The organism is Gordonia sp. NPDC058843, assembly GCF_042743165.1.
Lineage (GTDB): Bacteria > Actinomycetota > Actinomycetes > Mycobacteriales > Mycobacteriaceae > Gordonia.
In genome coordinates this window covers 150843-174057 of record NZ_JBHYNC010000007.1, presented here as the reverse complement: position 1 = coordinate 174057, position 23215 = coordinate 150843, and the positions used below count along the sequence as shown (strand labels likewise).

Annotated in this window: 19 protein-coding genes; 8 read left to right on the top strand and 11 right to left on the bottom strand. The window is 68.8% G+C overall.

The features are described from left to right. Positions 1 to 2: 2 nt before the first annotated feature. The 6 genes from ACFW3F_RS07880 to ACFW3F_RS07855 all read right to left on the bottom strand — a co-directional run bounded on the left by ACFW3F_RS07880 (position 3) and on the right by ACFW3F_RS07855 (position 7074). Complete coding sequence (locus ACFW3F_RS07880; protein WP_388055980.1) at positions 3 to 818, bottom strand: ABC transporter ATP-binding protein; 816 nt, start codon at positions 816 to 818, stop codon at positions 3 to 5. 292 nt (positions 819 to 1110) lie between these two features. After that, a complete protein-coding gene (locus ACFW3F_RS07875) occupies positions 1111 to 2118 on the bottom strand; it encodes an esterase-like activity of phytase family protein (protein ID WP_388055978.1) in 1008 nt (335 codons plus the stop codon). 91 nt (positions 2119 to 2209) lie between these two features. Further along, the gene (locus tag ACFW3F_RS07870) at positions 2210 to 4036 is read right to left on the bottom strand and encodes a phosphoenolpyruvate carboxykinase (GTP) (RefSeq protein WP_388055976.1); all 1827 of its coding nucleotides are present in this window, start codon (positions 4034 to 4036) and stop codon (positions 2210 to 2212) included. 211 nt (positions 4037 to 4247) lie between these two features. Beyond that, positions 4248 to 4646 (bottom strand): DUF6802 family protein, encoded by a 399-nt coding sequence (locus ACFW3F_RS07865; RefSeq protein ID WP_388055974.1) that lies wholly within the window; start codon positions 4644 to 4646, stop codon positions 4248 to 4250. Between the two features lie 5 nt (positions 4647 to 4651). Then, the gene (locus ACFW3F_RS07860) at positions 4652 to 6199 is read right to left on the bottom strand and encodes a hypothetical protein (RefSeq protein ID WP_388055972.1); all 1548 of its coding nucleotides are present in this window, start codon (positions 6197 to 6199) and stop codon (positions 4652 to 4654) included. After that, on the bottom strand, positions 6196 to 7074 hold the full coding sequence (locus ACFW3F_RS07855; protein WP_388055970.1) for a hypothetical protein: 879 nt from the start codon (positions 7072 to 7074) through the stop codon (positions 6196 to 6198). Before ACFW3F_RS07855 ends, ACFW3F_RS07860 begins: the two co-directional genes overlap by 4 nt. 234 nt (positions 7075 to 7308) lie before the next feature. Between ACFW3F_RS07855 and trmB the strand changes: the two genes are divergently transcribed. From trmB to ACFW3F_RS07840, 3 genes are all read left to right on the top strand, one after another. Beyond that, positions 7309 to 8100, top strand: a complete 792-nt coding sequence (trmB, locus tag ACFW3F_RS07850; protein WP_388055968.1) for a tRNA (guanosine(46)-N7)-methyltransferase TrmB — start codon at positions 7309 to 7311, stop codon at positions 8098 to 8100. Further along, on the top strand, positions 8093 to 8764 hold the full coding sequence (locus ACFW3F_RS07845) for an NYN domain-containing protein (RefSeq protein WP_388055966.1): 672 nt from the start codon (positions 8093 to 8095) through the stop codon (positions 8762 to 8764). Before trmB ends, ACFW3F_RS07845 begins: the two co-directional genes overlap by 8 nt. Before the next feature lie 220 nt (positions 8765 to 8984). Next, positions 8985 to 12296: an MMPL family transporter gene (locus ACFW3F_RS07840; protein ID WP_388055964.1), complete on the top strand. Its 3312-nt coding sequence runs from the start codon at positions 8985 to 8987 to the stop codon at positions 12294 to 12296. Positions 12297 to 12378: 82 nt separating this feature from the next. On the opposite strand, the gene ACFW3F_RS07835 is transcribed toward ACFW3F_RS07840, so the two are convergent. Next, positions 12379 to 13044 (bottom strand): TetR/AcrR family transcriptional regulator, encoded by a 666-nt coding sequence (locus ACFW3F_RS07835; protein WP_388055962.1) that lies wholly within the window; start codon positions 13042 to 13044, stop codon positions 12379 to 12381. An 88-nt stretch (positions 13045 to 13132) separates the two neighbouring features. Here ACFW3F_RS07835 and ACFW3F_RS07830 point away from each other — a divergent pair, with 88 nt between their 5' ends. Continuing rightward, complete coding sequence (locus ACFW3F_RS07830; protein WP_388055960.1) at positions 13133 to 14602, top strand: serine hydrolase domain-containing protein; 1470 nt, start codon at positions 13133 to 13135, stop codon at positions 14600 to 14602. Here the strand turns inward: ACFW3F_RS07830 and ACFW3F_RS07825 are convergent. From ACFW3F_RS07825 to ACFW3F_RS07815, 3 genes are read right to left on the bottom strand one after another with little or no spacing between them, the layout of a single operon-like run. After that, positions 14574 to 15251 (bottom strand): response regulator, encoded by a 678-nt coding sequence (locus ACFW3F_RS07825; protein ID WP_388055958.1) that lies wholly within the window; start codon positions 15249 to 15251, stop codon positions 14574 to 14576. The two genes, ACFW3F_RS07830 and ACFW3F_RS07825, sit on opposite strands and share 29 nt — an antisense overlap. A 21-nt stretch (positions 15252 to 15272) precedes the next feature. Then, entirely contained in the window at positions 15273 to 16484 is a 1212-nt protein-coding gene (macS, locus tag ACFW3F_RS07820; RefSeq protein WP_388055956.1) for a MacS family sensor histidine kinase, read from the bottom strand. Further along, positions 16481 to 17827 (bottom strand): AI-2E family transporter, encoded by a 1347-nt coding sequence (locus ACFW3F_RS07815; protein ID WP_388055954.1) that lies wholly within the window; start codon positions 17825 to 17827, stop codon positions 16481 to 16483. Before ACFW3F_RS07815 ends, macS begins: the two co-directional genes overlap by 4 nt. A 171-nt stretch (positions 17828 to 17998) precedes the next feature. Here ACFW3F_RS07815 and ACFW3F_RS07810 point away from each other — a divergent pair, with 171 nt between their 5' ends. Continuing rightward, complete coding sequence (locus ACFW3F_RS07810; RefSeq protein WP_388055952.1) at positions 17999 to 19276, top strand: YbhN family protein; 1278 nt, start codon at positions 17999 to 18001, stop codon at positions 19274 to 19276. Positions 19277 to 19282: 6 nt separating this feature from the next. After that, positions 19283 to 19747 carry a DUF3054 domain-containing protein gene (locus tag ACFW3F_RS07805; RefSeq protein ID WP_388055950.1) on the top strand — a complete coding sequence of 155 codons (465 nt, stop codon included), beginning with the start codon at positions 19283 to 19285 and terminating at the stop codon, positions 19745 to 19747. 29 nt (positions 19748 to 19776) lie between these two features. On the opposite strand, the gene ACFW3F_RS07800 is transcribed toward ACFW3F_RS07805, so the two are convergent. Then, positions 19777 to 21414 (bottom strand): NTF2-like N-terminal transpeptidase domain-containing protein, encoded by a 1638-nt coding sequence (locus ACFW3F_RS07800; protein ID WP_388055948.1) that lies wholly within the window; start codon positions 21412 to 21414, stop codon positions 19777 to 19779. A 205-nt stretch (positions 21415 to 21619) separates the two neighbouring features. On the opposite strand from ACFW3F_RS07800, the gene ACFW3F_RS07795 reads away from it, so the two are divergent. Together ACFW3F_RS07795 and ACFW3F_RS07790 are read left to right on the top strand one after the other, a co-directional pair. Continuing rightward, positions 21620 to 22366: a pirin family protein gene (locus ACFW3F_RS07795; RefSeq protein ID WP_388055946.1), complete on the top strand. Its 747-nt coding sequence runs from the start codon at positions 21620 to 21622 to the stop codon at positions 22364 to 22366. Positions 22367 to 22470: 104 nt separating this feature from the next. After that, positions 22471 to 23178, top strand: a complete 708-nt coding sequence (locus ACFW3F_RS07790; RefSeq protein WP_388055944.1) for a GntR family transcriptional regulator — start codon at positions 22471 to 22473, stop codon at positions 23176 to 23178. The last annotated feature ends 37 nt before the right edge of the window (positions 23179 to 23215 follow it).

Here is a 23215-nt window from a genome sequence, read left to right as displayed (position 1 = left end):
GCTCAGTGCGCTCTGGCGGCGTCGGGCGCAGGCACGTTGTCGAGGTTCTTCATGACCTCGAAGACATCGTCGGCCGAGGGCCGGGAGAGCTCCTGCACGATCTGGCCGTCGGCCAAGAACACCACGCGGTCGGCGTACGACGCGGCGCGCGGATCGTGCGTCACGATGACGACGGTCTGCTTGAACTCGTCGGTCGCCGCCCGCAGGATCGACAGCACCTCGCCGGACGAGCGGGAGTCCAGGTTGCCGGTCGGCTCGTCGCCGAAGATGATCGACGGCTTGCCGATCAGCGCACGGGCACACGCGACGCGCTGCTGCTGACCACCCGACAGCTCACTCGGAAGGTGTCCGAGCCGGTCGGTGATCCCCAACCGGGCCACCACGGCGTCGAACCACTCGGTGTCCACGGTGCGTCCGGCGATGTCGACCGGCAGCGTGATGTTCTCCTTGGCCGTCAGCGTCGGCACGAGGTTGAACGCCTGGAAGACGAACCCGATGCGGTCGCGCCGCAGCATCGTCATCGCCTTGTCCGACAGCGCCGTCAGATCGGTGTCGCCGATGAACACCTTGCCGTCGCTCGCGACATCGAGACCGGCGAGGCAGTGCATCAGGGTCGACTTGCCCGACCCGGACGGACCCATGATCGCGGTGAACTCGCCCTCGCGGAACGAGATCGAGACACTCTTCAGGGCTTCGACGGCGGTGTCGCCGACGCCGTACCGCTTGGACAGGTTGTCGGCTCCGGCTGCCACCGCGTGCTTGGGCGTCCCGAAATCATCGCCACCGTCGTCTCGGGCGGCGCCATCAGTCGTCGTCATGCCCTCAACCGTGCCAAATCCTGGGCCGGTTGGCCATCGGGTAACACCCTGACCCCACCCTGACTGCAGTGACGTTCGGCACTTGCCCTTCGTGACGTGTCCTCCGCAAGCTCCGGACACTCCTCAGGGAGCAGTGGGGTACGCGCCTCCCGCAAGCTCCGGACACTCCTCAGGGAGCAGTGGGGTACGCGCCTCCCGCAAGCTCCGGACACTCCGCAGGGAGCAGCGGGTCAGCAGGCCTCTCGCGCTCAGGATCAGCGGCTGTGCGGTTCTTTCGGATTAAGGAACAGGGTCACTTCGGGATCTGGACCTCGAACGAGTGCAGTCGGTTGGGCGACCCGACGTTGTCCGACACCACGATGAGCGTGCGGGTACGGGTCTTCGCGAACGGGTTGTCGGGATGCCAGTTGCCCCAGGCGAGACCCGACATGTTGCCGGTGAGGAGGCGCGGGGTCGCGACGGTGGAGAAGATCCGACGCTTGGTCATCGCCTTCTCGCGCCCGCTGAGCTTCTTCTTGTTCGTCACCGAGGTGGCGCCCCGGGTCGTCGTCCAGAAGATGTTCGCGAGCTTGCCCGGCCCACGCTCCAGCACGAGGAAGTCGGTCGAGTTGACGGCGAGCACGTCGGCGGCCACCTTGTTGGCGTCGGTGCGGTAGACGAACTCGCGATTGCTCTTGCCGAAGGTCAGCAGGCGGGCCGAGCGAGCGGCATCCTGCCGGAGTCCACCGGCGGTCAGGACACTGACCTGGCCCTGCGGTCCGACGGCCACACCGGTCAGGCCACGCTGACCGGCCAGACCCGACTTCGGTGACGGTCGCCACGCCGACGGGATGGGAAGGTCGCGGACGACCTGTCCGATCGGGCCGATCTGACGGACGAACTGGTTGTTGCCGCCACTGACGACGGTGTAGCCGCCCGCGGACTGGCGGATGCCCTCGAACTGGGCCTGGCCCGGCAGCAGCGGGAGGAACCACGGACCGAGGACCGTTCCGCCCCCGTTGATCTGCGGCCGCCCGGCAAAGGCCGCGTTCACCGACGTGTAGCCGATCGACGCGGTGAAGAAGCGGGCCGGCAGCACGTCTTCGGCGATCAGCACGTACCGACCGTTACCGGTCCGGTCGATACCGGAGATCCGGTTGACGGTGGGTAGCCCGTCGCCGATCGTCGTCGAATCGGTGAAGAACGCCGACACCCCGGCCCCGGAAGGCGGTGTCGCGGACGCCGGTTGAACTGCGATCGGAGACGCCAGCCCCAACACGCAGGCACCGGCGATCGAGGCGCCCCACACGCGTAGTTTCATGAGGGGCACGATACCTCAACCGTCACTTCTGACCCTTCCGTACGTCAGCCCCGCGATTTCAGCACCTGCACCGTCCGCAGCACACGCAGCCTCAGGCCAGGCGCTGCTTCAGACCGTCGAGCTCGTCACGCAGCGAGCTCGGCAGCTTCTCGCCCACGAAGTCGAAGAGCTCCTCGATCGACGGGATCTCGTCGCGCCACTCCTCGGGCTTGAAGGCGAGTGCCTCCGCGACGTCCTCGGCGGGTACGTCCAGACCGCTGACGTCGATCGACTCGGGCTTCGCGACGATGCCGATCGGGGTCTCGATGCCCTCGGCCTCACCTTCGATGCGCTCGATGATCCACTTCAGCACGCGGCTGTTCTCGCCGAATCCCGGCCACAGGAAGCGCTTGTCGTCGCCGCGGCGGAACCAGTTGACGTAGAACACCTTCGGCAGCTTGGACTCGTCGGCGTTCTTGCCGATGTTCACCCAGTGCTGCAGGTAGTCGCCGACGTGGTAGCCCATGAACGGGAGCATCGCCATCGGGTCGCGACGCACGGTGCCGACCTTGCCCTCGGCCGCGGCGGTCTGCTCGGAACCGACGGTGGCGCCCATGAAGACGCCGGTCTGCCAGTCGCGGGCCTCGGTCACCAGCGGAACGGTGGTCTTGCGGCGGCCGCCGAACAGGATCGCCGAGATCGGCACACCCTTCGGGTCGTCCCACTCGTCGGCCAGCGACGGGCACTGTGCGATCGGGGTGCAGTAGCGCGAGTTCGGGTGCGCGGCCTTGTGATCGGACTCCGGGGTCCAGTCGTTGCCGAGCCAGTCGGTGAGGTGCGCGGGCGCGGGTTCGTCGATGTCCTCCCACCAGATGTCACCGTCGTCGGTGCGAGCGACGTTGGTGTACAGGGTGTTTCCGGCCTCGATGGTCTTCATCGCGTTCGGGTTGGAGTCGTAGCTGGTGCCGGGGGCGACGCCGAAGAAGCCGAACTCCGGGTTGATCGCATAGAGTCTGCCGTCGTCGCCGAAGCGCATCCAGGCGATGTCGTCGCCGACGGTCTCGGCCTTCCAGCCGGGGATCGTCGGCTGCAGCATCGCGAGATTCGTCTTGCCGCAGGCGCTCGGGAAGGCGGCGGCGATGTAGTAGACCTTGTTCGCCGGGCTGGTCAGTTTGAGGATCAGCATGTGCTCGGCCATCCAGCCCTCGTCGCGGGCAATGACCGAGGCGATGCGCAGGGCGTAGCACTTCTTGCCCAGCAGTGCGTTGCCGCCGTAACCCGAGCCGAACGACCAGATCTCGCGGGTCTCCGGGAAGTGGGTGATGTACTTCTCGGTGTTGCAGGGCCACGGTACGTCGGCCTGACCCGGCTCGATCGGTGCGCCGACGGAGTGCAGAGCCTTCACGAAGAAGCCGTCGTCGCCCAGGATCTCCAGGACGCGGGGGCCGACGCGGGTCATGATCTTCATCGAGAGGACGACATACTCGGAGTCGGTGAGTTCGACGCCGAGCTTGGGATCGTCGGAGTCGAGCGGTCCCATGCAGAACGGGATGACGAACATCGTGCGTCCGCGCATGCTGCCGCGGTACAGCTCGGTCATCGTGGAACGCATCTCGGCGGGGTCGACCCAGTTGTTGGTCGGTCCCGCGTCCTCTTCGGACTCCGAGCAGATGTAGGTCCGCGACTCCACGCGCGCCACATCGGCGGGGTCGGAGTTGGCGAGGAAGGAGTTCGGCTTCTTCTCCTCGTTCAGCTTGACCAGGGTGCCGGCCTTGACGAGATCGGCGGTCAGGCGCTCCCACTCCTCATCACTGCCGTCCGACCACACCACCCGGTCGGGCTGGGTCAGCTCGGCGACCTCGGCCACCCAGGCCAGCAGTCCCGCGTGCTTCGTCGGAGCGCTACTCGGGTCCAGTCCGGGAATGGTGGCTGCGGTCATCGTTGGGGCCTCCTCCGAGGTGGTGGCCGCTTGGAATGGCCACCTGTCAGGTCGTCTCGTCGTCCAGGATACGTACACCGAACAGGCGCTAGGTCACGGGGTTCACCCGGTGCGGTCTACGCCACACCCGGCAGACAGATGATCAAAGTCCCTGGTGATCGCGCGCTCGGTCTCGACGCGAGAGCGTACCGGTTCGAGCGACGGTCACATGTCAGCCGATTCGTCCCGATCCGCCGGAGATCCACTCGCCGGTGTCCGGGTCGAGCACGGCGGACCGGAATTCGCCGTCCGCGCCGATCTCGGTGATCTTGTCGACCTGCCCGTCCCGATCGCTGTCCGTGTACACGGTAAACCCGTCGGGCCCGTTCCGTGTGAGCGAATCGTTGACGCCGTCGTTGTCGGTGTCCACCTCGGCGGGTCCGAGATCCCAGATCCGGCCGTCGTCGTGCATCCACAGGTGGTCGTCGAGATCATCGGACGCGGGCGACTCGTGCAGCGCCGCGACCGACTCGACCGACCTCGGATCAGCAGCCCCGTCGGCCGTACCGAACAGCAAGGACTCGTCGGGGCGATCCGGTTCGGTGGCGTCGTCGGAGAACATCGGGTCCATCAGAATCACTGCTTCCCGTCGTCGTGGCCGGCTCGGGCGGTTCCGGCCGGTCCCTCGTCCTGCCGTCGGTCGTCCTGGTGCTCTGCGGGGTCGTCGGACTTCCGTCCCGGATCGTCGCCGCGGCCGGCGGGATGCGCCCAGAGCCGTTCCGACCGTGCGGCGAGATCGCGGCGGACGGCCTCGGCGCGCTCGCGCCGGACCCGGGCACCGCGGACATCGACACCACTGCGCACCCGGCGGATCTCCTCGTCGAGGCGCGCGATCTCTGCCGACACCTCCCGGTTGCGGCGTTCGTGGGCGCGTGCGATCTGCCCGGCGATCCGGGTCTCGGCCGCCGTGAGACGCAGGGCGAGCTGATGATCGAGTGTCGTCCGGGCCTCGGCGAGGAGTTCGACGGTGCGCACCGCTCGTTCCGAACGGTTCACCGCACCCCGCCGGACTCGGATCACCCACGCCGCGACCGCCACACCCAGGAGCAGGGCGAGCGGCATGCTGATCCACTGCAGCGTCTGCACCGACGCCATCGGCGCGACGACGAGGCGTCCGACGCCCAGACCGGTCGACGCGCCGATGACGACGAGCAACGCGTCTTCGGCACCCGCGCGCCGCGCCCGCGGGCTCGGCCGCTCGGTGTCCAGTGACACCGCCGGCCACGGCTCGTCCGTCGCCGACTCGGGGTCCAGACCCACCAGGGCGGTCGCCCGCACGGCGTCGGCCCGCTCGTCGGCCCGGCGACGCACGCGGTCGGCGAGCTCGGCCCATCCGGCTCGGACCCAGGTGGCGTATCCCGGGTCGGCGGCCGGAGCGTGGTCGGCGGCCGCCGCCGCCAGGTCGCGCACTCCGGCGTGCAATTCAGTCGACGACTGCGCGCGCACGCGAGCCAGGCCCGCGCGTGCGGCCGTCAGCCGGTCGGTGCGTCCGCGGTCACGGTTGGCGAGGAGTCGGCGGCGGCGGGTCAGGAGTTCGTCGGCGGCGGCCTGCGCGGTCGCCTCGTCGTCCGCACCGGTCCCCGCCGAACCGAGCAGGTGCTCGACCGCGCCGATACCGGCCGCCAGACGCGCTCGCTCGCCGCGGGACTCCTCCGGCGCGTCCGTCGCCTCGCGCAACCACTCCACGAGCGCGTCGACCCCCGACTCGTCCACCGCACCCCCGAGCGCCGCCACCGCGGACACCCCGAACAGCGGCAGCGTCGCGAACGGGTCGAGCGTGGATCGGTGCGCACGCACCGTCCGCGGCCACTCCCAGAACGCGTCGATCTTGGTGCACACGATCGCGACCGTCCCGATCTGCGCGCGCATCTGTTCGACGAGGAGTCGTTCCTCCTCGCCGACCGACGACGACGGGTCCACGACCACGAGAGCCGCACCGACCGGTGCACCTCGACGGGTCCGGGCGGCGATGTCGAGGTCCGGCCCGAGCGCGTGACAGGCCTCGACCAGCGTCCGTACGCCCACCCCGTCGGTGCCGACAACCAGCACTCCGGTGCCGGTGTCGACGCGATCAGGGTCGAACCCGGTCAGCTCGCGTGCGGCATCGAGTGCCGTGCCGGTCATGTGGCCGCCCCCGCGCCGGCCAGGAGTCGTTCGGCCCCGGCGCGGTCGAGACCGGCCGCGGCCGCCTCCTCCAACCGGTGGCGCAACTCGACCTCGCGCCAGTGCCGGATGCGGCCGACCCGCTCCCCGATCGGCCCCACGAGGTCGGGCACCCCGCTGGCGTCCCGCAGTGCCCGACTCAGGTCTCCCGCGTTCGTGGCGACAGGTGACGCGGTCTCGATGAGCGCGAGCGCGGTGTCGATGCCGTAGGCGTCGATCCGGCGCAGCAGACCCTGCCGCATCAGCCGTTCGTCGGAACCCGGGCGTCCCACGAGGAACCGACCGGCCATCGACGGCATCCCGCCACCGGCGGCCGCCATGGCCGTCAGCGCCGCGAACTCCGCAGAGTCGAGGTCGGCGCACGCCAGCAACTGCGACACCGCATACACCGGCGTGCCCAGGCGGGTGGCACACGCCGATGCGACGGCGACCGCGGAATCCCATTCGCCGTGGGTGTCGGCCTTGCCGAGCACCACGAGGACACGATCGGACGGCAGGGTTGCGAGCAGCTCGTGGTCGGCCCGCCGGGGCAACCCGGCCAGGACGAGCAGCCACAGATCGGCGTCGACAGCGGCATTCTTGCCTTCGCCGGGCCCGATCACGGTGAGCGACAGCCGTTCTCGAAGCGCGCGGGCCATGGTGTCGCGCCCGGTCCCCGGGCGGCCGACGACCTGGACGTGCAGTGGACGGAGGAAACGCCGGCCGGCGGCGCTCAGGACGGGCACCAACGACGAGACCGGATCGACGAGATCGGTGAGACGTCCCTGTTCGGCGGCGATCGACAACTCGCTGCCGCCGGGCGCACCGCGCCCGACGGTGTTCACCGGTGCCCCCACCGCAGCCTCCTCGTCGTCGCCCCCTGCGCATCACGCGACCCGGTCCGGCCGCGCCGACAGCCCCGGGCCATCAGCGCACGTGAACCGCAGCAGGGCCGAGAATAATCGGGATCGGCGCGAACGGCGGAGCTGCCTCCACATCTCTCGCGGCGGCGGGATCGATCCACGTTCGAGCCACCCGCGCTGCCCCTGACCGCGGCCGCAATCCGCCCGCGACTTCGCCGAGACGGCTCGATGCGCAACGATGGACGCGTGAACAACAGCCCCGACAGGTCCAGGTTGTACCCCCGCGTGACGAGCTTTCGCTTCCGCCGCGGCACGCTGACGACCGGTCAGCAGCGCAACTGGGAGACGCTGTGGCCGGTTCTGGGCCGCGACCTCGAGATCGGGCCCGAACGCGTCCCGGAGCCGCAGCTCGACCTCACCGCGCTGTTCGGCCGCGACGCCCCGAAGGTCCTCGAGATCGGCAGCGGGACCGGCATCTCGACCGCGGCGATGGCCGAGGCCGAGCCCGACGTCGACGTCGTGGCCGTGGAGGTCTACAAGCCCGGCCTGGCCCAACTCCTCGGTCTCGTCGACCGCAACGGGCTCACCAACGTGCGCCTGATCCGCGGCGACGCCGCCATCGTCCTCACCGAACTCATCCCGTCGTCGAGTCTCACCGGGGTCCGCCTGTTCTTTCCCGACCCGTGGCCCAAATCGCGGCACCACAAGCGTCGCTTCGTCCAGACCGGCACACTGGAGCTGATTGCGGACCGTCTCGTCCCGGGCGGAGTGCTGCACATCGCGACCGATCACGCGGGTTACGCGGAATGGATCGCGGAGGCGCTCGCCACCCAGGACGCCGGTCGCCCGCACGTCGTCCAGCTGACCCGCGAGTCGCCGATCTCGTTGGAGCGGCCGACGACGAAGTTCGAGGGGCGCGCGGAGCGCGACGGTCGGTTTGTCAGCGAGTTCGTGTACACGCGGCCCATCCCGCCGGTCACCGCGACCGGCGGCACCCCGACGGGAGCCAGCCATGAGTGACCAGAGCCCGACCGGCTTCGCCGACACCATCGCCGGTCAGACGGGGACGCGCCGCATGCTGCTGGTGTGGGACGCACCCAACATGGACATGGGTCTCGGAGCCCTCCTCGGCGGGCGTCCGACCGCCGCACACCGCCCCCGTTTCGACGCTCTCGGGCGCTGGTTGCTGCAGCGGACCGCAGATGTGTCCGCTCTCACCGACGGCGCCGGTGCGGTGGAGCCCGAGGCCACCGTGTTCACCAACATCGCCCCTGGTAGTGCCGATGTTGTCCGTCCGTGGGTGGACGCGCTCCGTAATGTCGGTTTCGCGGTGTTCGCCAAGCCGAAGCTGACCGACGACAGCGACGTCGACTCCGACATGCTCGACCACATCGAACTTCGCAGGCACACTGTGGGACTAGCCGGCGTGATCGTGGCGTCCGCCGACGGCCAGGCATTCCGCGAACCGCTGCTCGAGGTGGTCGCCGACGGCGTGCCCGTCACCGTCATCGGATTCCGTGAGCACGCCAGCTGGGCACTGAGCGCCGAAGAACTGGAGTTCATCGACCTCGAGGACATCACCGGCGTGTTCCGCGAGCCACTTCCGCGCATCGGCCTGGACTCCCTGCCCGACGAGGGTGCGTGGCTCACGCCCTTCCGTCCGCTCAGCGCTTTGCTGCGCTGACCTGCGGCGTCGTGGCCGTGCGGGTGTGGGAGGACGGTCGTCCGCGATCGACTGCGCGGCGCCGCTGCGGGTGGGCCCGCGGGTGACCCCGAGGCCGATGCCTCAGGGATCACTCAGGCAACACTGTCAGGATCTCTCGGGAAACTGACAGAATCGCCAGCGGCGGTCTGCGAACGCGGGCGACCAGAGCCCGACTCGTCGTACACGAAAGGACATCAGCGTGTTCCGGTTCATCGGCACATTCGTCTACCGAATGCGCTTCCTCGTCATCGCGGTGCTGATCGCGATGATGGCCGGACTCGGACTGTACGGTCTCGATCTCGGCAAGCACCTCAGCCAGAGCGGCTGGTTCGATCCGACGTCGGAGTCCGACACCGGCGCGCGGTACGCCGACCAGGCGCTGGGGCGCGACCACACCTCCGACGTCATCCTGATGGTCACCCCGCCCGAGGGCACGCAAGTCGACGACAAGGCCTTCGGGGCCAAGGTGGAGACGTTCGTCGAGGACCTCATCGCGACGCACCCCGACATCGTCGGACGCGCCGATCCGGGTCTGTACGACCCGTTCCTGGTCCAGCCGGCGCAGAGCACGCTGCAGGACCGGCTGTTCACCGAGGACGGCAGACACGCCTTCATCAGCATCGGCGTCGCCGGAAACGACGACACGACGGTCCTGAACAACTACAAGACCATCGAACCGTTCTTCGAGGACATCCCCGAACGCTTCGATCTCCCCGGGACGAGCTTCGAACTCGCCGGCCTGCAGCCGATCGCCGGGTCCATGGCCGAGGGCATGGACAAGGACATCCATCGCGCCGAGGTGCTCGCGCTGCCACTTGTGGCGATCATGCTGTTCTTCGTGTTCGGCGGCGTCGTCGCCGCCTGTCTGCCCGTCCTCATCGGCGGTCTGACCATCGCCGGTTCGCTGGGCATCATGAAGATCCTGGCGCTCACCACCGAGCTCAACATCTTCGCGCAGTCGGTCGTCACGCTGATCGGTCTCGGCATCGCGATCGACTATGGCCTGTTCATCGTGTCCCGGTTCCGCGAGGAACTCGGTGAGGGGTATTCGACGAAGGCCGCGGTCCGAAGAACCGTGATGACCGCCGGCCAGACGGTGGTCTTCTCCGCGACGATCATCGTCGCCGCGCTGGCGTGTCTGCTGATCATGCCGCAGGGATTCCTCAAGTCCGTCGCGTACGGCGCGATCGCATCGGTGTCGCTCGCCGCGATCCTGTCGATCACGGTCCTGCCGGCGCTCCTCGGCATCCTCGGCCCCCGCGTGAACATGCTGTCGATCAGCACGGTCATGAAGTACACGGCCGTCCCGCTGGCCCGGCGCTTCTCCGGCGAGGAGCGGGCCGTTGCGATCGAGACGCGGTTCAGCGGACGCATGAAGACCAGCCAGGAGGTCGAGAACGGCTTCTGGGGCCGGCTCGCGACGTGGGTGATGAAGCACCCGGTCAAGACCGCGGTCCCCACCGTGCTCCTGTTGCTCGCGCTGATCATCCCGTTCGGCAGCATCCAGTTCGGCGGTATCAGCGAGAAGTTCCTGCCGCCGGACAATCCCAACCGTGTCGCGCAGGAGAAGTTCGACGAGTACTTCCCGAGCGAGCGGACCGAGGCCATCAAGCTCGTCATCATCTACGACGAGTCGAGCCAGGCCGACCAGAACAAGCTCGACGCGATCGCCAAGCGCGCCGACGAGGTCCCCGGTTTCACCAACAAGTTCAGCGACGCCGACAAGTCCGACTTCGGCTCCTTCGACGCCGAGCGGTACCCGAATGTAGGCGTCTACCAGGTGTCGGCGGGTCTCCAGGACCGGAACACCGCGGCGCAGGCGATCGATCAGTTGCGCGCGATCGACACCGAGGGCCTCACGATGTACGTGGCGGGCACACCGGCCCTGACCCAGGATTCGATCGACGCGCTCATGCAGCGGCTCCCGCTGATGGCGGTCATGCTGGTCCTCATCACGGGCCTGCTGATGTTCCTGCAGTTCGGTTCGATCGTCCTGCCGATCAAGGCCGCGCTCATGACGGCTCTCGGACTCGGTGCCACTCTCGGCATCCTGACCTGGATATTCGTCGACGGCCACGGCGCCGAACTGGCCAACTTCACCCCCGGCCCGCTGTTCGCGGCCGTGTTGGTGCTGATCATTGCGATCGTGTTCGGCCTCTCGACCGACTACGAGGTGTTCCTGCTCTCCCGAATGGTCGAGGCCAGACAGAAGGGCGCGAGCACGACGGAGGCGATCCGCAGCGGTACCGCGCACACCGGCGGCATCATCACCGCGGCGGCCGCGATCCTCGTCGTGGTCACCGGCGCGTTCAGCCTGTCCGAGATCGTGATGATGAAGTACATCGCGTTCGGCATGATCGCCGCCCTGATCCTCGACGCCACGGTCATCCGCATGCTGCTCGTCCCGTCGGTGATGAAGCTGCTCGGTGACGACTGCTGGTGGGCGCCGAGGTGGATGCGAGTGGTCCAGCGCAAGATCGGTCTCGGCGAGACCGTCCTCGACGACGAGCCCGACGAACAACGCGACGCCGGCGCCACCGCCCGTCCGATGAGCGCTGGCACCGTGGTGGCCGAGGCCCCGACTTCGGTGATGGCTGCGGCGCGTAGGCAACCGGTAGCCGCGGGCGCGGTCCCCGGCCGGGGTCGTGTGCCGGTCGGCGCCGGCCGGCCCGGCAGCCCGATCCGACCCGCTCCGGACCGACCTGCCCCAGACCGACCCGCCCCAGACCGATCCATGGGCAATGGTCGCGCGGGTGCGCCGACGGGCCAGGCATCCGAGCTGCGCACCGGTTCCGGACCCGCACCTGCTCCGCAGGGCGCCCCCGCCGGTCCGCCGCCGAGCCCGGGCCGCCCGAACACCGGGCCGACCCCGCCGCGCACCACGCCGGCGCGCGTCGGACCCTCGCCCGCACCCGGTGCGCCGACCCCCGAGCCCGCCGAACGCCGTCCCGCCACGCCGTATCGGCGTCCCGCGGTGTCGAAGGGCGACCGTCCCGACACCGGGGGCTGGAGTCTCGGCGAAGGCGGCATCCGACTCGGCGACGCCACGCCCCGATCCACGAACGGCGACCGGCCGACGGTCACACCCCCTTCGGGCCCGCCCCGCGTGCCGGAGACCGGTGAGCGTCCGAATCCGACCCCGGGACCGGTTCGGCCGAATCCCGATCCGTCCGGTCAGCGTTCCCCGCTCGGACGTAGGCCCGCCCTCGACGAGACCGGTCGTCGCCCGCTCGCGGCCTCGGTCAGCCCTGAGACGTCGACCCCGTCGTCGCGGAGCCGTCGGAGCAACGGTCCGTCGCCGATGGAGCGCGGACTCAGCGCCGACGCGACCCCGGCAGCCGCCTCACGGCCCGAGGGCGGTCCCGCCTCGGGCGAGCAGGATCGCCCGGTGGACGAGTCGACTCGCCGCCGCCGCCCGCGTACCGACCGGCACGCCCGATCCGACGACACCGGTGACGACGGCCAGATCAGCGTCCAGGAACTGCTGAAGCGGAGTCGTTCGCAGAAGTGACCGGCCGGAATCCGGCCCGCTCACACATTCCGTTCCCGCTCACCCGATTTCGGTGAGCGGGAACGGAATGTGTGAGCGAAGGTCATTCGCGGCCACGGGTTCCGTGGGCCGATCGATCGCGGTAGCCATGCCGAGTGCACTCCCCCGGGCACAGTCGCGCAACCTCACCCGACAGCACCGCGTTGGCGAGCGACTTCTCGGCGGTCCCAGCACGAACCAGCAACTGGGCGGCCAGGCCGTCGGTGAGCGCCGCGACGCCGAACGCCGCAGATACCGCGTCGGTCTCCTCATCGACCTCACCGCATTGCGTGCCGTTCACCAGCGCCGACTCGATCCGGTCGCGCACGTCGCCGTGCGCTCGTTCGAGGTGCTGACGGAGTTGCTCGTTCTCGAGCGCCAGGCCGGCGAAAGCATGGCTGAGGTACACCTCGTCGCGACGACGCGGCGTCAACGGAAGCAGTTGCGACAGTCCGCTGATCATCATGTCCTCGATCCGTGCGCCTCGGCGCTCTGCCCGCTCGATCTCCGCGTCGATCCGATGGAGAACGCCGGCACGCAGGGAGGTGAAGGTGTCGATCAGCAGATCTTCCTTCGACGGGTAGTAGTGCTGCACCAGACCGACCGAGACCCCGGCCGCGTGTGCGGCTCGTGCGATCGTCACGCTGCCGAGCCCGGTCGTACGGGCCACTTCCGCGACGCCGCCGACGATCTGCAGGCGCCGTTGTCCGTGATCGGCTACGCGTCCCATGGACCGACCATACCCCTGGACACACTCGGGACAATATGTTCGTATGGTTATCGACGACCATATGACCATATTGTTTGAGGTGAGCGAAATGCGCGTCCGCGCAATGCAGTCGGGATCGATCCTGTTCGTCGTCGCACTCCTGATGTGCCTGACAGGGGTAGGACCGGCAATCGGCACACCTGACGTCGCCGCCCATACCGCGACGGGCGGCACCATCGCACAGGTCGAGGCCTACCTCGACGACGTGCGCGACAGACTCGACATCCCGGGTCTGGCGGTACGGGTGACCGAGCGAGAGGACCCAGTTCTGACCTTCCTGGACGGCAGGGACGGAACCGGCGCACCGATCACGCCGGACACGCAGTTCCTGATCGGCTCGGTTGCGAAATCCATGACAGCGGCTCTGGTGGGACGCCGTATCGTCGACGGCCGAGTGTCACCGGGTACACCCATCTCGTCACTCCTCCCCTGGCTCTCTGATTCGGGAGGCGTCACCGTCGACGAACTGCTGACTCACAGGAGCGGGTACAGCCGAGCGGACGGGCTCGCGGTCGCCGAGCGGTACGACACCAGTCCCGGCGCCCTACGCAGGGCCGCGGAATCACTGCATCGAAGCGGACTTCGAGGCGAGTTCGTCTACAGCGACGCGAACTACCTCGTGCTCGGCGCGCTGATCGAAGAGCTGACCGGACATGACTTCGCCGAGGTTCTCGACGACGAACTGACCGCCCCTGCCGGGATGACGCGGACTGTCGCCTCAGCGGAGCATGCGTCTGGACTCCCGCCGGGACACCGGTACTGGTTCGGCACACCGCGTACACATGATCCCGGGTTCGACGATTCCGGCGCCCCCTACGGATACGTGTCCTCGACCCTCACCGACATGTCCGTGTACGCGCAGCTGATGAGCGGCGCCGCACCGGCAGTGCTGCCCGCCGGCACGCTCCAGCTCCTACACCGACCGCGGGTCGACGGCGGCACCGCGACGTACGGTTACGGCTGGCGTGTTCATGATGCCGGTAACCGAACGACCATCGACCACACCGGCGCGACCCCGGGCTATTTCGCACACGTCCTGCTCGGCACTCGCGACCGTACGGTCGTGGTTCTCGCGAACATCTACGGCGAAGCGGCCGCACCTTCGCTCGCCGGTATCGCCCCCGATGTCCTGGCACTACTCGACGGTGCACAACCCCACCAGACCGGCGTCGACACCCTGCTGGGCACGATCCCGTGGGTGATCTCGGTGGTGGCGATCTCGGGCCTGGTGATGGCCGCAGTCGGCCTTCGAATCCGGCGACCCCTGTCACGCGCGCTCGCCATCGTGGGTTCCGCAGGCATCCTCATCTCGCTTTGGTACCTTCCCACCTTCGTCGGTCTCGATGCCGCCCAGGCGCGCATCTGGCTGCCCGATACCGCCCTCGGACGGGACATCGGAGTCGCGACATGGGTGATCGCCGTGATTGTCCTCGTGGCCACTGCGATTCGTGGACGACCACCGCTCGCCACCTCTGACGGGCGCACCGAGTTCACTCCTCCTCGAGGCCGTGTTCGATGACGTAGCGGGTCAGCTCCACCCGGTTGCCGAGCTGGAGCTTGCGGAGGGTGGCCTGGACGTGGTTCTCGACGGTGCGGTGACTCAACTCGAGGCGTCGCGCGATCTGTTTGGCGCTCAGCCCTTTTGCCACCAGACGCAGCACCTCGGTCTCGCGTTCGGTGAGCACGGGCGCCGCGGGCGCGGCGTCGGGTTGCTGGGACATGCGCCGGTACTCGCCCAGCACCAGTCCCGCGAGTCCCGGGGTGAAGACCGCCTGACCATCGGCGGTGGCCCGCACCGCCTCCACCAGCTCTTCGCGCGACGACGACTTCACCAGATACCCACTGGCGCCGGCTTTCACGGCCTCGAGCACGTCGTCACGCTCACCCGAGGCGGACAACACCAGGATCCGAGTCCGCGGCGAGACCTCGAGAACCGCTGCCGTCGCCTCGGTGCCGGTACCGTCGGGTAGCTGCATGTCCATCAGTACGACGTCGGGTGTGACAGCTGCCGCGCGTCGGCCCGCGCTGCCCACCCCATCCGCGGTGGCGACGACGTCGAACCCCTCGTCGGCGAGGTCACGGGCCACCGCCTCACGCCAGATCGGGTGGTCGTCGACGACCATGATCCGCAGCGGCGCCCGCCCCTCGTCACTCCGGCCTGCACTCATACCCGTTGCTCCCCTCGGCTCTCAGCTGTCGTCCCGCGGGACCGTGAACTCCCACTCCGTCCCGGCACCCGGTTCGGTGTCGAGGTGCGCAGTCCCGCCGAGTGATTCGATCCGCCCGACGATCGACTTCGACACTCCGAGGCGCCCCTGAACGACCGCCTCGGCGAGGCGGCCGTCCGGGATGCCGATCCCGTCGTCGCGCACACTCACCACGACGTCCCGGCCCAGATCCTCCACCAGGATGTACGCGCGCGCACCGGGACCGGCATGGTTCACCACGTTGTCGAGTGCGTTGACGACCGCCGCGCGGATCTGCGCTCCCCGGCTCTCCGGGATCATCACCGGATCCGCGGGAGCGCTCACCGAGATCCGACCGTCGGCGAAGCCGCGGAGGACGGCGGCGAGGTCGACGCTGCGTTGCGCGTCGGGATCGGTGGCGACGGGTTCGTCCGTATCGGAGATGAGTCGACGCAGCGTACGCTCCTGTTCCGCGGCAAGCGTGGCGAGTTCGTCTGTCGGGCCGCCGATCTCGCGTCCGCGTCGGGCGATCAGCGCCAGCACCTGGAGTACCCCGTCGTGGACCTCACGGGAGAGTCGCTCGCGTTCTTCGGCGGCCGCGGCGATACGCGCCGCCCGGGACAGCTGCTCCTGCACCCGGCGCGCGTTCGCGGCCGCGAGTCCGACCGCCATGCCGGTCGCCACGATGACGATGATCGTCGCGTTCCGTCCGAAGTCGAGATTGAGTTCACCTTTGACGAAAGTGCTGGTGCCGCCGACGATCAGTCCCGACACGATCCCGCCGACCGGCCCGGTGAGGATCGCGACCGAGATGACGGCGTTGGTGGCCCACAGGGTGGTGGGCCAGGTCTGGTTGTTCCATGCCCACTCCGCGCCGGCGACATACGACGTCGACAGCATCAGCGCGCAGACGACGACCACCTCGGCACCGACCCACACCCGATTACGCGCGAACCCCACGAAGTAGCCGATCCCGCTCACCAGCGTCCAGACCGAGAGCAGTCCGAACAGGACCCAGGCGACCCCGCCGCGGTCGAGGTCGGGGTTGACGGCGATCTGGAAGCCGAGCGCGTACAGGTACGACAGCAACCGGAAGATCTGCGCGCCCCGCCACAGCGGGCCGACCGGATCGTTGTCGACGACCCGGTCCAGGCGATCCGGACCGGGTTGCCGGTCCGGCAGTGTGCCGAACACCGGCGGCCGCTGCCGCGTCACGTCCCGCCGCTCCCGTCCCGATCGCTCCCGTCTCGATCGCTCCCGTCCCGATCGGCACCGTCTCGGGCGCTGTGCTGTTCCTTGTCGGGACCGGACCGCCCCTCCGATCCGTCACCGGGACGAGATCGGGTGTCGGAGTGGTCATGGGCGAGCGTTTCGGCGGCGGCGTCGGGGTCATCGGTGTCCCAGACCGGCGGGTCGGGCTCGGCGACCACACCCGGGCGCCCGTCGTTGCCGTCGCCGTCGACTCCGCGCCCCTTGAGACGCCGGATCGCGGTGTTGAAGAACGCGATCAGGGGCACGGCGAGCAGACCGCCGATGATGCCGGCCGACACCAGCCCGGCCGCGATCCCGAGTACCACCGCGACCGGATGGAGACGAACCGAACGCCCGAGCAGGAATGGCTGCAGCACATGGCTTTCCAGTTGCATGACACCGATGACGATGGCGAGGGCGACGACCGCGGCGATCCACCCCTGGGTCACCAGGGCGACGAGCACCGCCAGGGTGCCGGTGACGAGCGCGCCGACGATCGGTATGAACGCGCCGAGGAACACCAGCGACGCCAGGGGAAGAGCCAGGGGCACCTGCAAGATGGCGAGTCCGATGCCGATACCGCAGGCATCGACGAAGGCGACGGCGACGGTTGCCCGGACGTAACCGACCAACGTGCCGAACCCGGCGATGCCCGCTTCCCACACCCGATTCCGGTTGGCCGCGGGGATCACGTTGACCGAGAACCGCCAGATCTGACCCCCGCCGTACAGGAAGAAGATCACCAGGAACAGCGTCAGCAGTGCACCGGTGATGATCTCGGTCGCGGTGGTGGCTGTGGCCAGGGCACCGCTGGTGACGCGGTCCTGATTGTGCTGGATGAAGTTGAGGGTGTCGGTGCCGATGTTGCGCACTTGGTCCCGGTCGAGGCCGAGGGGCCCGTTGATGAGCCATTCCCTGGTCTTCTCGACGGTCACCCGGACCTGTTCGGCGAGTTCGGGTACGCCGTCGATGAACTCGCGGACCACGAACGTCATGACCGCGGCGAGGAGCCCGGTCGCGACGATCAGGTTGACGATCACCGCCAGCGACCGTGGGAGCCCCCGCCGATCGAGGGCGTCGACCCCGGGGACCAGCATCGCCGAGATCAGGATGGCCAGGGCGACGGGTACGAGCACTTCCTCGAACTCCCGGAACACCCGGGTCGCGACGTACCCGGCCGCGACGAGCAGCAGCAGCCGCCACGCCCATTCCGCCGCCGCCCGCACCTGTGGGTGCACCTTCGCCCGATCGATCGACGCAAGGTCCCGGACATCGCGCGGCCGGTCGGATCGTTCGGCTTCGGTCACGCAAGCAACAGTAGTGCTGTGTCTCGGAAACAGGTGGCCGGTATTCGACGCATCCGGTCATCGATCGGACGTCGGAGACCGGTCGCCCCGGTTCTGAGACAGACAACCAGCCGGCGCAGGTGGCCGACGGGGTGGTCACCGTCATGAGCCCCCTACCTTAGGGTGGCACGTATGTCGTCGGAGGATGTTGGCTCGCCGGGGGGCGCGGCAGCCCCGGCAACCCGTCCTCGGTTCTGGTGGGTGCGCTGGGTCCTACTCACCGTCGTCCTGGTGATCCTCGCGGTCGAGATCGTCATCATCTGGCCCGAACTCAAGGGCGCCTGGCTTCGCATCGGCGAGATCGAGTGGCACTGGGTCGCGGCCTGTCTCGTCGCCGCGATGCTGTCGATGGACAGCTTCGCCCAGGTCCAGCGGGCGTTGCTCCGCTCGGCCGGCGTGCGCGTCACCCAGTGGCAGTCCCTGTCGGTCATCCTGGCGGCGAACTCGCTGAGCCAGACCATGCCGGGTGGCCAGGTCCTCGCCCCGGCATTCACCTACCGGGAGACCCGCAAGTGGGGTGCGACGCCGGTGATCGCGTCGTGGCAGGTCGTGATGTCGGGCCTGCTGGCCGGTATCGGGCTCGCCGTCCTCGGCTTCGGCGGCGCGCTGCTGGCCGGCGCCAAGACGAGTCCGTTCTCGGTGGTCTTCTCGGTCGCCGGATTCCTCGCGGTCGCGGTGGTGCTGCAGTACCTGGCGAGCCACCCGGAGTCGTTGAAGAGCACCGGCATCCGTGTTCTCGGCTGGGTCAACCAGCTTCGCAACAAGCCCGAGGCCCACGGCACCGAGCGCCTTTTCGAGACCCTCGAACAGCTCCGCGCGGTCCAGCTCGGCAAGCGCGACACCTCGATCGCATTCGGGTGGAGCTTCTTCAACTGGGTTGCCGACGTCGCGTGCCTGATGTTCGCCTGTTGGGCGGTCGACGCCCATCCGAGCATCTCCGGGCTGATGGTCGCCTATGCCGCGGGCAAGGCCGTCGGCTCGGCGATCCCGCTGCTGCCGGGCGGTATCGGGGTCGTCGACGCGGTGCTCGTGCCGGCGCTGACGAGCGCCGGGATGCCCGCGGCCGACGCCATCACGGCGGTCCTCATCTACCGCCTCATCAGCTACGTCATCGTGTCGGCCATCGGCTGGGGCGTCATCGGCGTCATGTTCCGCAGCCGGATCAAGCGCGACGACACGTTCATCGACGAGGTGGAGCGAGACGCCGAGGTCCTCGAACGCGGCGCCGACAAGGCATCCGCCGATCCCGGCGTCGACGATGCGATCCCCGGTGACCGGAGCCCACCGGAGGACACGACCCCTGGTCCGTCGGTCGATGGACAGACCCCGGACGGACCACCCGGTGAGCGTCCTCCCGGGGAGTCCGGCACTGCGTCCGACACCGATCCGCCGCCCGACCCGGTACGGTAGTCCACCATGCTGAGCTCGAAGACGGATCGGGGCTCCGACACGGCGGAGACGGGGACCTCGCCGGCGCGCGGAACCGCGACGGCTCCCGTCGCAGCCCTGTTCGACGCCGTGGCGATCACGGTCTTCGTCCTCATCGGCCGGGCCAGCCACGAAGAGGGTTACGCGCTGACCTCGGTGCTGCACACGCTGTGGCCGTTCCTGGCCGGCTGCGCGGCCGGCTGGTCCATCACCTACGTCTATGCCCATGTGCGGTCGAGTGACTTCTTCGGGCATGACTATCGTCCGGACCGGGTGGTCCCGGTCGGTCTGGTCGTCTGGTTCTGCACGGTGACCGTCGCGATGATCCTGCGTTTCATCCTCAGCCAGGGCGTGGCGGTCAGTTTCGTGATCGTCGCGGCCGTGGTGCTCGCGATCTTCCTGCTGGGCTGGCGTGCCGTCTTCGCCGTGCTCGGCCGGCGCGCGTCGGCGTAGACGGTCCCCTCCCCGAGCTGTCTGCGGACCTACTTGATCGTGAAGTACTTCTGCGCGACCTGGAGGGCAGCGGTCCCCGACTTGGGCCCTTCGGTGTAGATCACGACGACCTGACCGCCCTGCAGACCCACGAACCATCCCGGCCCCTCGGGGCCGTTGGTGCCCACGAGGGCTCGCAGCCCGGGTGCCCGGGTGAGGTCACTGGCGTCGCCGGTGGCGGCTGTCGTGGTCATGGCATGCAGGACCGGCCGGACGACGGCCGGATCGAGTCCGCCGAGTTCGCCACCCGCGATCTTCGTCGGCACGTTCTTGAGGACGAATGGCGGCACCGACGACGTCTGTCCGGATGCACTGCGCGCCATCGCGACCCCGAAGGCGGCCATGTTCGTCATCGACATCATGCTCTGACCGGGCCGGAAGTCGATGGTCGCGATTCCGGGACGATCCGGCGTGGGAACGCTCGCGCCGGGCACCGTGAACTGGACACCGAGTCCGAGACGATCGAGGAATTCGTCGCCGCGCTCTGGCTGCGGTCCGGCGGCGCGTCCGATCGCGTCGAAGACGGGGTTGAGCGTCGTACCGACCGGATAGGGCTGGTCGATGTCGATTCCGTTGTCGACGGCGTACGAGTTCCGGGCCATCCCGAGGATGGCGCCGGTCTGCGCGTCGAGGGTCATGATGGTCGCGGGCTGACCCACCTCGACAGCCGCGTCACCCAGGGTCAGCTGAACGCCCTGGTCGACTGTCGTGGGCACGTCCGGTCCGGGCGGGCCCTGTTCGCCTGCCAACTTCCGGGGAGCGGCCCCCGGACCGACCATCTCCACCTGCCAGCCGGCGGTCGCGTCGCGGATGGCCTGCCAGTAGTTGGTGAGTCCGTCCTCGAGCGGTGAGGAGAGTCTCCGGTCGGCCGTCACGAGTTGATCGGACCGATTGACCACGACTCCGGGGACCCGACGCGGGTCGCCCGCAAGGACCTCCATGTCGGAGTCGCGGAGTCCGACCGCGGTGATGGCCCTGCCCGGGGTCGCGTCGAGCTTCTCGCGGATCACCTGACCGGTGATCAGGGGTGCGATGGGCGCGATCACCCCGGCGAGCGCCCGAACCGAGGCGTTGAGGTCCGCGGTGCGAGTGGGGTCGAGCACGATCTCGTTGACCGGCTGGGCGTACATGAAGACCCGGCCGGTGCGGCTGCGCACGGTCGGTGCCGGCTTCGCGTCGGTGCGGATCTCGCGCAGGGTGCCACCGGCGGTGAGCCCGGCGTGCAGGATCGCAGGGTCCCAGGTGACCTTCCAGCCCGAGGACAGCTTGCGCGCCGTACCGCCGCTGGTCGACTCGTACACGCGCCCCTTGTCCCAGTTCCAGGTGGTGGTGACCGAGAACGTCGCCGTCCCGTCGCTGTATTCGACAGGGTTCTCGACGTCGACGTCGACGCGTTGAGCGGACATCTGTTTCAGGGTGGTGGCGAGAGTGTCACCGGCCTGACCCGGCGCGGTCGTGAACCCGGCCGCACCGCCGGCGTCCTGACGGCTCAGCGCTTCGGCGAATGAGTCGATGGCAGCAGCGGCACCCGTGTTCGACGAACCGCCGAAGCCGCAGGAACTCACCATGACCGCGCACGTGACCGCCGCACAAGCGGCTGTCGTCGCGCGCTTGACCCAGATCTTCATGACAACAATCTTCACTCTTGTAACACTCGAATACGACGCGGTGAGCTTCCATTCGGGGATCAAGCCGGTCACGAACTCATCTCGTCGACAGGACCTTTGGCACTCCCTGTCGTGCGCGATCGCTGTCCGGCGCAGTGCGTCTGTACCACGCCGGACCCGGTCATCCCCGACCGCCCACAGCTTGCCCGACTGCGACAATGAATACATGGCTTTCACCGTGATCCGGAGCGCTGACCGAGCGGTCACGACGACCGACTGGCTGACCTCACGGCACTGCTTCTCCTTCGGCGACCATTACGACCCGTCGAACACCCACTTCGGCGCGCTGCTGGCCGTCAACGACGAGGTCGTCGCGCCGGGCGCGGGCTTCGATCTCCACACCCATCAGGAGAGCGAGATCGTGACGTGGGTGGTCTCGGGGACGCTGGTCCATCGCGACTCGGCCGGTCACTCCGGCGTGCTCTACCCCGGCCTGGTGCAGCGTCTGAGCGCCGGCACCGGCGTGGAGCACTCCGAACGCAACGACGCCTGGACCGATCTCGCAGGCTCGGGCACCGGGCCCGTGCGCTACATCCAGATGTGGCTGATGCCCGACCGCCACGGTCTCGCCCCCTCGTATGCACAGGCCGACGTCCGGGAGCGTCTCGCCGCCGGCGGACTCGTGCCGATCGCTTCGGGCGACCCGGCCGGCGACGCCGCCATCGACGTCGCCAACTCGGGCGCCACCCTCTACGCCGCGCTACTCCGGCCCGGCGGGACCGTCGAGGTGCCCGGCGCCCGGTTCACCCATGTGTTCGTCGTGGACGGACAGATCAGCGTCGACGAGGTCGGCGTCCTCGGTCCGGGCGACGCCCTGCGAACCGTCGACTCGGGGCCGCTGTCGATTCGCACCGTTGGCGACGAGGACGTCGAGCTCCTCGTGTGGTCGATGGCCGCCGGGCTGGGTGGTTAGCGTCGGGCACACTGCGTAGGTGCCCACGCCCACCCGGTCACCACCTCTCATCTGGACGTAGCGCCACCGAGTGGGCTCCACGATCTCGGCCTATCCTGAGTCGCGTGAGGCCCGAAGCAGACACGACCGACCCCACTCCGGTCCTGACGATCAGCGTGCCGACGATGGCCGACGGCACCCCGGAGCGACCGACGACGAGGGATGCGATCGCCGCTGCGATCCGTGACGATGTGCTCGACGGCCGACTCTCGCCGGGCGATCGTCTCCCCGAGCCGATGCTCGCGGAACGGTTCGGGGTCTCCCGTGTACCTGTGCGCGAGGCACTGTCCCAGCTGCAGAGCGAGGGGTTCGTCCATCTGGAGCGATACAAGGGAGCGACGGTCTCGGGGGAGTCTCGTACCGACGCACTCGAGGTGATGCAGGTCCGTCGTGGGCTCGAGGTGTTCGGCGCCCGACTCGCGGCCGAACGTCGGGGGGGCGAGTACGCCGAGCAGCTGCAGATGGTGACCCAATCGGGTACCACCGCGAAGCAGATGCGGCAGCACGATGCGGTGCCGCCCCTGGTGATGCAGTTCCACGCGCTCGTCGCCGAGGCTTCGGGCAACCGCGAACTCGCCAGAACACTGGACCGCACCCTGCGCCGCATAGCGTGGGTCTTCGATCGGGAGGTCGCCACCCGCGCCGACGGTTGCTGGCGCGACCACACCGCCATCGCCGGCGCCATTCTCGACGGCTCACCGGTACAGGCCGGCTATCTGATGGACGAGCACGTCCGTAGAGACGAGGATTTGGTCCGCGCGCTACTGCAATGACCATGTTCGTATACGAAAATGGTCGGATTAACCGCTA